The 14,005-nt window shown below is 31.6% G+C and carries 8 protein-coding genes; 2 read left to right on the forward strand and 6 right to left on the reverse strand.

Annotated features, from left to right (window positions below):
• Window position 1 precedes the first annotated feature (1 nt).
• The 5 genes from Q0616_RS04685 to Q0616_RS04705 all read right to left on the reverse strand — a co-directional run bounded on the left by Q0616_RS04685 (window position 2) and on the right by Q0616_RS04705 (window position 8,183).
• Complete coding sequence (locus Q0616_RS04685; protein ID WP_298775464.1) at window positions 2-721, reverse strand: DUF1003 domain-containing protein; 720 nt, start codon at window positions 719-721, stop codon at window positions 2-4.
• A 66-nt stretch (window positions 722-787) separates the two neighbouring features.
• A complete protein-coding gene (locus Q0616_RS04690) occupies window positions 788-3,352 on the reverse strand; it encodes a hypothetical protein (protein WP_298775466.1) in 2,565 nt (854 codons plus the stop codon).
• On the reverse strand, window positions 3,349-4,215 hold the full coding sequence (locus tag Q0616_RS04695; RefSeq protein ID WP_298775468.1) for a hypothetical protein: 867 nt from the start codon (window positions 4,213-4,215) through the stop codon (window positions 3,349-3,351). Before Q0616_RS04695 ends, Q0616_RS04690 begins: the two co-directional genes overlap by 4 nt.
• 214 nt (window positions 4,216-4,429) lie before the next feature.
• Window positions 4,430-5,686: a type IX secretion system plug protein domain-containing protein gene (locus tag Q0616_RS04700; protein WP_171622832.1), complete on the reverse strand. Its 1,257-nt coding sequence runs from the start codon at window positions 5,684-5,686 to the stop codon at window positions 4,430-4,432.
• Window positions 5,687-5,768: 82 nt separating this feature from the next.
• Window positions 5,769-8,183 carry a thiamine pyrophosphate-dependent enzyme gene (locus Q0616_RS04705; RefSeq protein WP_298775470.1) on the reverse strand — a complete coding sequence of 805 codons (2,415 nt, stop codon included), beginning with the start codon at window positions 8,181-8,183 and terminating at the stop codon, window positions 5,769-5,771.
• 120 nt (window positions 8,184-8,303) lie between these two features.
• Here Q0616_RS04705 and Q0616_RS04710 point away from each other — a divergent pair, with 120 nt between their 5' ends.
• Together Q0616_RS04710 and Q0616_RS04715 are read left to right on the forward strand one after the other, a co-directional pair.
• On the forward strand, window positions 8,304-11,045 hold the full coding sequence (locus Q0616_RS04710) for a pitrilysin family protein (protein WP_298775472.1): 2,742 nt from the start codon (window positions 8,304-8,306) through the stop codon (window positions 11,043-11,045).
• Between the two features lie 218 nt (window positions 11,046-11,263).
• Window positions 11,264-12,280: a hypothetical protein gene (locus Q0616_RS04715; RefSeq protein WP_171622835.1), complete on the forward strand. Its 1,017-nt coding sequence runs from the start codon at window positions 11,264-11,266 to the stop codon at window positions 12,278-12,280.
• 68 nt (window positions 12,281-12,348) lie between these two features.
• On the opposite strand, the gene Q0616_RS04720 is transcribed toward Q0616_RS04715, so the two are convergent.
• Entirely contained in the window at window positions 12,349-13,950 is a 1,602-nt protein-coding gene (locus tag Q0616_RS04720; RefSeq protein ID WP_188319582.1) for a class I SAM-dependent methyltransferase, read from the reverse strand.
• Between the last annotated feature and the right edge of the window lie 55 nt (window positions 13,951-14,005).

Raw genomic sequence — 14,005 nt, forward strand, 5'->3', positions numbered from 1 at the left:
ATTAATCTTTTTGATCCGTATCATTCTTATCTTTAGATTGAATCACTTGTTTTTCGATATTCTCTAAATACTGAATTTGCATTTCCTGAATTTCTAATAATTTTTTGTTTTGATGAACCAATAAATGATCTATTTTTTCACTTAATAATTTTATCTCCAATTCAGCTTTCAAATTGATTTTATAATCGTGTTCAGCTCTATCCCTGTCTTTATCTTCTTGTCGATTTTGGCTCATCATGATAATCGGTGCTTGAATCGCCGCTAAACAAGAAAGAATTAAATTCAATAAAATAAACGGATAAGGATCAAATCCTTTGTTATGTAACATCCAGAAGTTAAGTAACATCCACGCTAATAAAAACACAAAAAACGCAACAATAAACGTCCAACTTCCTCCAAAAGTAGCCACCTTATCAGCTATTTTTTCACCAATTGTTAATGTTTTTACTGTTTCTTCTTTGATATTTTCTGAAAGAATCGAATTATTTCGAATTGCTTCTATAACATCTTGATCCAATTTTTCTATTTCACCTTTTTCTTGCGAAATCAAAATAGCAAAAAATAAACGACGATATTTATTTAGAACTTTAATTGAAACATAATCTTCTTCGGATATAGCTGGATAATCTTGTTGAATTAATTTAAAAATTTCTTGTTGAATCTCTTTACCTTTCACAGCTTCATAGCGATGAATTGGTTTTTGTGTTACAAAACATTTCATAATAGTCTATTTGAGTCAAAAATTTTCTAACAAAAAACGCTCCTAAAATTAGAAGCGTTTACTGGATTAAAAGTTATTCGTGTAATAATCGAAATATTTACAATTTGATTTGATTTCTTGATACGCTTTCGTATCTGAATATTGTTTTAAACTCTTGAAATTAGAACGATAATTTGCCACTTTATATGCCAATATTTTATTTTCATTCGAATATTGATCTTCATACAAACGTTTCAAAACTGGATCTTTTGCATTGTAAAAACGACCTTGTTCATTCTTTGATAATGCAAACAATAGTTGCGCTTTCATCTCTTTATCCTTAGTTGCATCAAACGCTTTTTTCAAATAATTTTCTGAAGGTGTAAAATTATCAACATAATATCCACCCCAACCAAAACTTTTATAAAAGAAATTTGTTGTTGCTTCATATTCCGAATCATAATTATGATATTTTGGTCCATTCTCGTTGTTTCGATCAAATGTCAACAAATAGCGATAATACCCTAAAGTTGTTGTGTTGTAATAAAAATTTCCTAATAAATAATTTGCTTTCGCACCTTCTTCAGAATTTTTTTTCCCGATTTTATTCAATTCAATCATTGCATTCGTCAATTCTAATTTTGACATTTTAGATTTGATAAATTTGAACTCATTCAAATAAGGCATTTCAATTACTTGATTTTCATCACAGTTAAAACATTCAATTTTATTGTACCCAAAAATCTTACTTGGAATATTATGAAAGCCATCAAATTGGTTTTCTACCCAAGTTTTTGTTTCTTTTTCTGTCGAATAATTGTAATCATACACAAAATATGAACTTTCGGAAGTATGAAATGTTGGATCTATTTTTTCGAATTCCTTCTTTGCTAAATCAAATTTCATTTCGCCCAAATAAATAGTCCCTTTGAAATCAGCTAAATAATCAGCTAATTTATATTGAATATCCGTTGATTTTTCGGTTCTCCAATCCCATGAACTCGATTTTACTTTTGTATTGATTAAATATTTTTCGAAAGCTGTTTTATTCGTTTTCTTATCCAATTTATCCAAATCGTTGATAATCGCCCAATTCGGATTTGAACCTAATTGTGTAATTTCGTTATGAATCAAAAACGCTTTTCCTTTATCGCCTTGTAAAAAATATCGATTTGCCAAAACGTCTAAAATGACATTTTTTAGATTCATTTTTTGATTCTCACTAATAGGATATTCGTATTCATTTTCTGGTAATTTTGGGTATTCGTAATGAAGGATTGACGCATATTTTTGCATCAATTGATTCTCAAAACTATCCGTAATTTTCTTTTGTTCGAAAATTTCTAATAAAACTTGAATTACATTTTTTTGTTGTTGAAATTCTTTCGAGGTCGAATTTACTTTTGCTAAATACGTCTTCGTTTCGGTAAAATTTTTATTCAATAAATTCAAATAAGCAACCGATAAATTCCAAAATTCTTTGTTATCGGCTTTTGTAGCTTGTAATTTTGCTAAGGCAATCAACTCATTAATTTGAATTTCTTCTTTCGAATTATCAACCGAACTTCCATAATATTCGTTATTCAATTTTACAGGCAAATACAAATCCGCGTATTTTTTTCGTTCTTGTGTCGAACCCCAATAATAATCTTCAGGATTTTGTTGCAAATATTGACGCTCGATTAAATTGATAGAACGCGCAAATAAAATTCGAGCTTGTGGCGCATTCACATCATTTGCAATAATTTTTTTCGCGGGTGCTAACGGATTAGAAAAGTCATTGTAACCAATCAATAGATACAAATCATTTTTCTCTTGTGTAGTTTTTGCATTTGCCAAAAGCTTCTCATAATTTAAATCTTGTGTCACGTTCATCGACTGATAAGCACTTAATTTACGGTCATTAGAATGTGAAAAAACTTCGAAAAAATCATAATTCGCTTGTACATAATTTCCGAGTGCACGTTCGGCACCACCTTTTTGATCTAACGCATAATAATACATCGAATTTTTTAGTCCCTGAGAAGCTACATACATGTTAAAATAGTTAATAGCATCTCTGTATTCATGGAAATAATGTGCAAAACGAACCAGTTGATAACCATAACGCATTTTCAATTCTTTATCTGTTTCCGCATTCCAACTCTTCTTTAGAACCTCAAGAACTTTTTTATAATTTAGATTATTAACATTTTTTTCTGGACGATCGACATACGACCACTCACCATTATCAATGTAATAAAATGCCATATAAGGCTCTAAATATTTGGCATATGATAAATAAAGCAATTGTTGTTTATTCTTTTTTATCCAATCTGTTGTCGCAAAATTGGTTGTTGAATTGGTTGATTTTCCAGTTTTAATCATCGAATCAACTTCTTGTTTTGATGCTTTAAAAACCAATTCGTAAGCTTGTTGATATGTGATTCCTAATGTTTTTTGCCAATCTAAAATATTCTCATTTTTTTGATTTTCATCAATCGAATAATATGGATTATCCAATGTCATCAAAAAAGGTTGATATTGTGGCGCTTCACTTAATGTTTGAGAAAAAAGATTGTAATAATAGTAATCTTCTCCTCCTCCATCAGCGCAAGCAAATGCTTGAGTTAGTCCAAAGATTAAACTTAATGATAGTACTATTTTTTTCATAGATCTTTAGGAATTGTATTTAAAAATTTTGAATCTAAATGATAATAGATCAAACGGTAATTGTCTTTTAATTTTGTATCGATAAACGACTTTGTTTCAACTAATAATTGAGGTGATATTGTTTCTACTTTAATGGTAAAACCTTTGCTCACATAAAAATTTCGAACGAAGAAATCATCTTCAACTTCGTAAAAACCTTCACGAACTTTTTTCACAGGTTTCCCTATCAAATCTTGCTCCGAAAAAGAATTGATTAACTTTATTTTTCCAAGATGATTTGTTAAAATCGCCCATGAATAAATTGGCAAAGCCACGTCTAATTTGATTGGATAATCTTCTAAATTTTGTAAATAATCTTTGGCTATTTTCAAATCTAAAATTGAATTGTTTTCAGTTTGATCGGTCGGATTTTCGGTAGCATAACACATCAAAACCATTTTATCCAATGGTGGAACACCTTCTTGCTCTTTAAATTTCACTTGATGCAAGCGTAAAGTGGCAGAAATTTGTTTGCCCGAAATATGTTTCAATTCAGACAAAAATGTAAAATAATTTTCTCGTGTCGATTTTGTCCAATCGCAATCAATTTGAATTTCATCAAAGCTTTTTAAGCTTCCTCTTTCAGCTGTTTCGTTCAAAAAATTAAACACATCTTTAGCCAAATTTTTTACTTTATCTTTGGATGTATTTAGAAAAGTTTGATTGGTAATAAAAATGGTCGGAATATAATTAACGTTAAGTTTTGTTGCATCAAAATTCTGAATAATCCCAATTGGTGAAATTTTATTTGCTTTTTTATCTACATCAAAAAAACGAATGTAAACATTCTCTACCTTTAGGTAATCGACTGTATTTTTCTCCATTTCATTGATCGAAAAATTACTTCGCCAATAATAAAAATCTACGGGAGATTTTTTGGTTTCGGAAGTACATCCAACCAAAAAAAACAATATAGTGAGTGATAAAAATCTGAATATAAAGTTCATGTCCAAATTTAAATAGAATTATAGTGAATTCTATCGTTAATTATAGTGAAATTTTTAAATCTAAAATTTAGAAAAATTCATTTGAAATTATTTATCTCCTCGAATTTCCTGATCCGTACCCCATCAAAATATCGTAACGTTGTCCCCAAGGTCTATAGTAAAATAAAGCTTGGTATTGGTTTTCGGTTTGCCAAAAACTTCCACTCACATAACTTGGATCTATTTTTCCTGTTTTGGTGTTTTTTACAACGTATTGGTAATTGTAATAGCCTTGTTTCAAAAATAATTCGGTTACCCAAAGTCCTGAATCATCTTTCTCTAATCTCGAATTTTCATCAATATTCCAATTATTAAAAGCTCCCACGACGTAAGGTTCATACAATCCGTTTTGATCTTCGAACGCATCTAACGCAAAATAAACCCACGAATAATCCGCTTCAGAATTCGCTGCATATTCATTTCCATAACGGTTATTTCGGATATAAAAATTACCATCAATATCTGGGTAATCATCATATGGTAAATTGTATTTCGGAAAATCTACGCGTAAAACAGTATGGTAAACACTATCTTTTCTGAATGTTTTTTCGGTTGTCATACTCGGAACCTCCAAATTTTTATTATCAAACCAATTGTATTCAGCTCCTCCTTCAAAAAGTGTATTGGTATCGTTGTATGTTAATTGATTTGGACGAGAAAATGATGGTCGATTAACAAAATAACCTTCGTTCCAATTGTTATTTTTCATCAAAAATAACTTTGCTCCATCTGGAACTTCCGTCAAATTTTGAGTTCCACTTGAAACCTGAATTTGTAAGCGCTGATTCAATTCTTTAACAGTTGGATTATTAAAACGAGAAACCATCACGCCAACATCTGTAATTGGTTGATAAACGGCAAATCTTTTCGTAAAAATAGGGTTGTCATCCGTATCCAAATACACTTTCAAAATGTAATTTCCTGGTAATTTAATATTCATTTGTTCGTTCGGAAATTGAATTTGATAATTGGTGTATTTTTGATAAGTATTGAACGAGTTTTTATATGTACGTGCATAATCTGCGTTTACACCATTTAGAAATTCGGATTGAAAAATATTTGATTCTGTCCAATCTGCATTTCGATGCTCGATAGAATATTGGTAACGTCTATATCCTGCATTAATATCATCAAAAAGAAAAAATAAACTTTCCTCTGAACCTAACTTGATAATTGGTGTATTGTCGTTTGTTTGTGGATTAAAAACTTGAATAGTTTTAATATTTTTTGGTGGATTAACTTCTTGATATTGTCCTAAAACAATTGTCGTTAATAAACACAGGATAATCGAATAGAATTTCATTTTCATTACTATTTTGATTGATAAAAATACAAAAAAGCGTGTGTCTTTTTACAAAGACACACGCTTATATAACTTTAAAATTTATTTTTTAGTACAAAGCAGGAAACTCATTTGGTTTTGCTTCGCGCATCAATTCATAAACCTTTTCAGTAATATCATCTACAGAAGGTTTTGAAAAATAATCTCCATCTGTCGCATAAGCAGGACGGTGAGCTTTCGCTGTAATCGTCAATGGCGCGCTATCTAATGTAAAATATCCACCTTGTTTTTCGACAATTTCTTGTAACAAAAATGCACTTGCTCCACCAGGAACATCTTCGTCAACAATTACTAAACGATTGGTTTTTGATAAACTTTTTGCAACATCTGCATTAATATCGAATGGTAATAATGATTGTGCATCAATTACCTCAACCGAAATTCCTAATTGTTCTAATTCTTTTGCTGCCTCCATTACAATTCTCCAAGTAGAACCATAAGTTAACAACGTTACATCTTGTCCTTCTTTTGTGATTTCAACTTCACCAATTGGCGTTGTAAATTCTCCAATATTTGTTGGTGCAGGTTCTTTCAGACGGTAACCGTTCAGACTTTCAACCACAATTGCTGGTTCATCTGCTTGCATTAATGTATTGTAAAAACCTGCCGCTTTAGTTAGATCGCGAGGAACTAAAACATTCACACCACGAACCAAATTCAATATTCCTCCCATCGGAGAACCAGAATGCCAAACACCTTCTAATCGGTGTCCACGCGTTCTGATAATAACTGGCGCTTTCTGACCACCATTTGTACGATAAAGTACAGTTGCTAAATCATCTGAAATTCCTTGTAAACAATAAAGAATATAATCTAAGTATTGAATTTCTGCAATTGGGCGTAAACCACGCATTGCTAATCCAATTCCTTGACCAAGAATTGTTGCTTCACGAATTCCTGTATCTGAAATACGATCGATTCCATATTTCGCTTGAAGACCTTCTAAACCTTGGTTTACATCACCAATATTTCCAGCATCTTCTCCGAAAACTAATGCTTTTGGATACTTTTCGAAAAGTTTATCAAAGTTATCACGAACTATTACACGACCATCTTCTAATACTGGATTTTCTCCAAACTCAGGTTTAACTTGAGGTACATTTGTAGCTGTTCCTGAAACTAATTTTGTCGAATAAATTTCTTCCTCTTTTGCCAATTTAACTTCTAACCAAGAAATTAATTCAGCCTTTGAAGCTAAATTTTCAGAACGAGTTAAACGAATTATTTTACGAACTGCACCATAAACATCACGTTTAAATGGGCTTTTCTTCGATTTTAAATTATTAATTTCAATATTGATAAATGCTGAATTTACACTTTCTGAACCAACTTTCATTAATAAATCTAATGCTTGATTTTTCAACTCTAAAATTGGATTCAAATAATCATCCCAACATTGTTTTTGAGATTTTTTTACTTCTGCTTTTACTTCTGCTTCTAATTTATCCAACTCTTCTGCTGTAATAATTGCATCCGAATGATCTGCAAATGCTAAAATATATTCGCGGAATTTTGCTATTCCATCGTATTCTTTTTCCCAAGCTAAACGCTCTTCTGATTTGTAACGTTCGTGTGAACCAGACGTAGAGTGACCTTGCGGCTGTGTACATTCTTGCACGTGTACAATACAAGGAATATGATGCTCACGCGCAAATCTTTCTGCACGAGTATATGCTTCGATCAACGCTGGATAATCCCAAGCTTTTACAGTAATAATTTCGTAACCTCTTTCGTTTTCTGTTCTTCCAAAACCTGATAATAGTTCAGAAAGATTCGATTTTGTACGTTGAAATTTAGCTGGAACGGAAATTCCATAGCCATCGTCCCAAATAGAAACCACCATTGGCACTTGAAGAACTCCACCCGCATTTATCGTTTCCCAAAAATGTCCTTCAGATGTACTTGCATCACCAATTGTACCGAATGCAATTTCATTTCCACTTACAGAAAATTGTTGCTCTTCATCGGCTTGTGGTACATTTCTAAAATATTTTGATGCTTGTGCTAATCCTAATAAACGTGGCATTTGTCCCGCTGTAGGAGAAATATCTGCACTCGAATTTTTTTGCGCTGTTAGTTTTTTCCAAGAACCATCTTCGTTTAAAGATCTTGTTCCGAAGTGAGAAGTCATTTGACGACCTCCAGATGAAGGTTCTTTTTCTAAATCAGTTAAAGCGTATAATTGTGCGAAAAATTGTTCAACTGTTAGTTGACCAATAGCGAACATAAATGTCTGATCGCGGTAATACCCCGAACGGAAATCTCCATCTTTGAATACCTTTGCCATTGCAATTTGTGGTAACTCTTTTCCATCACCAAAAATTCCAAATTTTGCTTTCCCTGTAAGTACTTCTCTTCTTCCTAAAAGACTTACTTCACGAGACATAAAAGCCGTTCTATAATCACTAATGATTTGACTTTTAAACTCTTCGAAAGTAATTTTATTTACCTCTTTTGTTTCCATTTCTTTTGTTTGTTGCATCACAAATTTAACAAAAGATTTGTAACTTACACCATACAATTTACGTCTAACGAATAGATTATAATTTTATATCATCCTATTAATAACACTAAAAATAAATACATGAAAAAAACTTTATTGAGTTTATGTTTGGTTTTTGCTTTTGCAAATTCATCGTATGTAATGGCTCAAACTAAAGCTGGAGGAGCAACTTTTGTTACTCAAGTAGAAGGAATAAAAGAGTACAAACTATCTAATGGTTTGCAAGTTTTATTACTTCCTGATCAATCTCAAAGTAATGTTGTCGTAAACATTGTTTACAATGTAGGTTCTAAACATGAAGGTTACGGAGAAAAAGGAATGGCGCATTTGTTAGAACATATGTTGTTTAAATCGACAAAAAACCTTGGTGATATCAAAAAAATGTTATCTGATAAAGGTGGAATAGCAAATGGAACAACATGGTATGATCGTACAAATTATTATGAAATCTTTCCTTCAAGTGATGAAAATTTACGTTGGAGTATCGAAATGGAAGCTGATCGAATGATTAATGCAACCATCAAACAAGAAGATTTAGATAAAGAGTTTTCGGTTGTTCGCAATGAATTTGAAATTGGAGAAAATAATCCTTCAAGTGTACTGATGGAACGTGTGATTTCTGCTGGATATTTATGGCACAATTACGGAAAGTCGACGATTGGTTCCAAAGAAGATATCGAACGTGTTAAAACACCTCAATTACGGAAATTCTACGAAAAATACTATCAACCTGATAATGCTACATTAATTATTGCAGGAAAGTTTGACGAGAAAAAAACAATGGATTATGTCAATCAATATTTTGCTCCAATTCCAAAACCAACTCGTGTTTTAGACGAAGTCTTAACCGTTGAACCAGCACAAGACGGTGAAAAATTTGTAGAAGTAAAACGCGCAGGTGATTCTCAATCTGTTGGCGTGATGTATCACGTTGCAGCTTACAGCGACAAAGATTATGCAGCGATTGATGTGTTGAACAATATTCTGACTTCAGATCCATCTGGGTATTTATATAAAGCTTTAGTAGACACACACAAAATTGCTTCTATTTGGGCATTTAGTCCAGAAGTTCGTGATGCGAGTTTCTTTTATATTGGAACAGAAATTCCGAAAGAGAAAAATATTGAACAAACGAAAAATGATATTCGTGCAGAATTAGATAAAGTTGCCACAATTAATTATACTGATCAAGATGTACAACGTGCAAAAGCGAATATTATCAAGAACATCGAAAATAGAAAAAATAACACCATTAATTTTGCAATTGCTTTAACCGAAATTGTTGGTGCTGGTGATTATCGCTTAGGATTCTTGTACCGCGATAATATCGAAAACGTAACAAAAGAAGATATCAAACGTGTTGCTGAAAAATATTTTAGAGCGAACAATAGAACGGTTGGAACATTTATTCCTACAAAAGATGAAATTCGTGTAAAACCGAATGAATTAACGAATAAACAAATTACAGAATTAGTTTCAAATTATAAAGGTCGTGCTGCAGAGAAGGAAGCAAAACCTTTCGAAGCTTCGATCAAAAATCTTAAAGCGCATTATGCAGAAGGGAAATTGAACAATGGATTAAAATACGGAATCATCGATAAAGAAATCAAAGGTGAAAAAGTTATTTTATCATTCAATTTACCTGTTTCGAATGAAAAAGATTTAGCGAATAAAGGAATTATTGGTCAATTAACGGCTGAATTGTTAATGTCTGGAACGAAGAATTTAACAAAAGAACAAATCAAAGATCAATTAGATGAGTTGAAATCTTCTGTCGGATTTAGATTTAGTGGACAAACGTTATCCGTAACAATTAATACGTACAAAAATTCATTAGACAAAACAATGGATATCGTTCGTCAAATTATTACAGAACCAACTTTCCCTCAAGCCGAATTAACAAAAACTGTAAATGAATACACCACTTATTTAGACGCTAACACTAACGATCCACAAGCTTTAGCTTTCAATGAGATTAATCGTTTAACTTCTAATTATCCAAAATCATCTATTTTTTATACTGCTTCTTTTAGTGAATTAAAAGAAGAAATTAAAACTATAAAACAAACTGATTTAGTTGATTTTTATAAAAACATTTTAGGTGCGCAAAACGGAGTTGTTTCTGTCGTTGGAACTAATGATAAAGCTAAAGTTGAAAAAATACTGAGTGATACATTTGGCAAATGGAATAGTAAATCGAAATACGAAAAAGCATATCCAATGTTTACAGCAACTAAAAAAGAAGACAAATTATACAACATTGCTGACAAAGAAAATGCAGCTGCAGTTGGATCAATTAACTTCAAAATGAATCGTGAAAGTGCAGATTATGCAGCAATGGTTATGGCAAACGAAATGATTGGTAGCGGTGGATTTTTATCTGCTCGTATTCCTATGCGATTGAGAGAAAAAGAAGGTATCAGCTACGGTGCAGGTTCGTATGTTTCTATTCCAAACGATCCTAAAAACGATGTTGCTTCTTGGGGATATTACGCATTTTTGAATCCTACTAAACGTGAAGCTGTTGAAATAGCATTGAAAGAGGAAGTTGCAAAAGCATTGAAAGATGGTTTCACAGCTGAAGAATTAAAAACAAATATCGTAAGTTGGAAAAATGGACGTAACACATCTTTGGGAATGGATGGTACTTTATTAAGTTTATCGAATGGTTATTTATTGAACGGAATTAGTTTTGATGATTTCGATAATTTAGAGAAAAAAGTTGATGCTCTGAATGTAAGTCAAGTAAATGAAGTTTTCAAAAAATACATTTCATTAGACAAATTGACTTCTGTTTACACAGGAACTTTTGATAAAAAATAACTTTAATCATACTCATTTCAAAAAAAGCTTCAGATGAATCTGAAGCTTTTTTTATGATTTGTTTAGAATAAAAATCTGTGCAATTATTCATTTCCGGTCTAAAAAGAGAAAAAAATTGTTAAAAAATGCTTCATTTCATAACATTTACAATTTTTGGCATTATAATTTCTTATCACTACAAACAATAAAAAAACAATTAACCTTTAATAATAATTCGTATGCAAGGATTAGAAGATAACAATCAACCCACAAACAAAGGAAAAAATGGTTTAGTAATTCCTTTAGCTTTAGCGGGAATCTTATTAGCTGGTAGTGTTGGATATAATATTTATCAAGCAAATCAAATAGGAAACCTTGAAAAAAATGACTCTTTAAACTCTCAAATCCTTAAAAATGAAACCAATCAAAAAGATCAAATTCGTAGACAATATGATTCTATCTTAAACGATTACACGCAATACAAAGCGCGTATAGAGGATCGTAACAATTTGTTAGGCGATAAAGAAAATATGATTCAATTAAAGAATCAAGATATTCAAGAAATCTTAGAAAAAGACAATCCTACAGCAGAAGAAATGAATCGTGCACGTAAGATGATTAACGATTTAGAAGGTAGTGTAAAAAATTATAAGTCAGAAGTTGCTCGTTTACAAAAAGAAAATGCAATTCTTGTACGTAATGTTGAAGATTTAAACAATAAAAATTCTGCATTAACAACAGATAATAATAATTTAAGAGAAAACAACAAAGAATTAACGTATAACTACCAAACAGAGAAAAACGTTCGCCAAAAAGATAACGCTATTTCGAAAGGAAAAATTAATGAATTAAGTTCGACTTTATCTGTTTCAAATCAACAAATTAAAGGTATCCGAGTAAGAAGTAGTGGAAAAGAAGTTGAAAAAACACGTGCAAAACGTATTGATAAAATTCGTGTTTCTTTTGATGTAGATCGCAATTCGAGAACAGAATCTGGAGACAAAAAATTATATGTTGCCATCTATAATCCTGATGGAACGTTAGGTAGATACGGAAATGCACAAGGTGGACAAATTGAGTTAAGATCTGGGGATACAGTTGATTTCTCTGATGCAATTAGTTTCAATTACACAAATGGGCAAGTAAAAAATATTACATTTGATTGGGAAAATGAAGAATTCCAAAAAGGAGTTTATACTTTCAATGTTTACGAAAATGGATTTAAAATTAGTCAAGCAAAAATAACCCTGAACTAATTCATTGACACAAAGCTAACCAGAAAAGCTCAGCAAATGCTGAGCTTTTTTATGCTATTCATTCAAAACTATCGTTTAAGTAAATTGATACTAACAGTTGCCAATTCGTTATTTGGGTATTTTTTAAACAATGTTTTATCAGGCATTAATCCAGTTTCTTGACAAATGCGATGAAAAACATCAACCTCGACAATATATTGATCCGAAAAACCATGCGTTGCATCATAAGCTGTTGCAGGTGTATTTCCTAAATTTCTTGCTGTTAAATCTGGAGCGATTGTATGCAACTCGATTAACAATAATCCAAACTTATCAACATAAGGCGCCCATTTTTTGAGATGATTCAATAAATTCTGTTCCACATCGTTATTCGACAAACGTTTACCTCTAAAAGCAAATGCACCAGTGGACGTACTGATTCTATCTATTTTAACTTCTTTTACATCTTCCCAAATTCTATTATGATCTAAAAATGTTCTAATGTTCAACAAATCACTCAACTCAATAGAATAATCCTCTTTTAAATCAGTCGCCAATCGATCTGGATCACCGATATCGCCCCAAATCACTTTTGCCCAAATATCATTTTTAATTAAATTAGCGCGCGTTACTTTCAATGCTGCTTGATTGTAATCTGCACCAACTAAAAATAAGGGGTATTCATCCAAATGTTTTCCTCGCAATGTTTGTCGCTCTATCACATCATACAAATGCTGTAATAATGCACCATTTCCACATCCCATATCCAAAATACCTTTTGGTTGTTCTTCGATAGGACGATTAAAAATCTCGGCAATAAACTCATCTATCACTTTAAAATAAGTAGAATGTGCACCTCCACTACCCCAAACATTCATTTCGCGATTAACATGTTGCTCATCTTCGCCTTCTGTAATCTCTCTCAATTTCGTTGGCGAACCAAATAGTAAATCGTTCAATTTTGCAAACATTGGCAAATACGATACAGTAACACCGTAAGATGTTGCTCTACGTGCAAAAAACAAGCCTGTTTCAGTAAATTTATAATTCTTCTCGTGTTTTGAAAACCAACCTAATTCGGCAAGTCGCTCCAATATTTTTTCAAATGTTTGTGGATTTTTATGAAATTCATCTGGATTGAAAGAAGCTTCCATAAAATATTTATGAAACAAACCGCTCATTCCCATTCGAACAATGATAGGTCCAACCAAAGCTCCTTCGATATGTTTTGTAATTTGATAATGCAATGGTTTTTCAAGAAACTCTTCGTTATCACTTGTCAGTAAATATGTTTTGTACTTATCAAATAACTTGATCCATTTTTTACAAAATTCTTCCGAAAAATCATGTTGATGAATCACTTCATCTTCAGCTAAAAAAACACCTAAATCATGGTAAATATCAAAATTTGTAAATGCTCTGTCTGAATATTTATTGGTTTGAATTTCGACAATTTTTTGTTCATTATTTACCGTATACTCTAACATATTTTGAGAAGCCAACACACGCAAAGCAACATTTAAATATCCTTCGTTTGCTTGAAATTCTTTTGTTAGCTGATCCAATAACATCGTTTTATGTTCGACAATATAATGCAACACACCTTTGCTCGCTAAAACATTCAATATCGGTGCAGTTACCAAACCATCAAGATGTCTAAAGATTAACGATCTCAAATATTTTTTATCCATTTTGGTTGATTTTTTCTCTTATAAATATATTGATAATTACGAAATATTGGTAAGA

Source organism: uncultured Empedobacter sp., from assembly GCF_937930195.1.
GTDB lineage: Bacteria > Bacteroidota > Bacteroidia > Flavobacteriales > Weeksellaceae > Empedobacter > Empedobacter stercoris.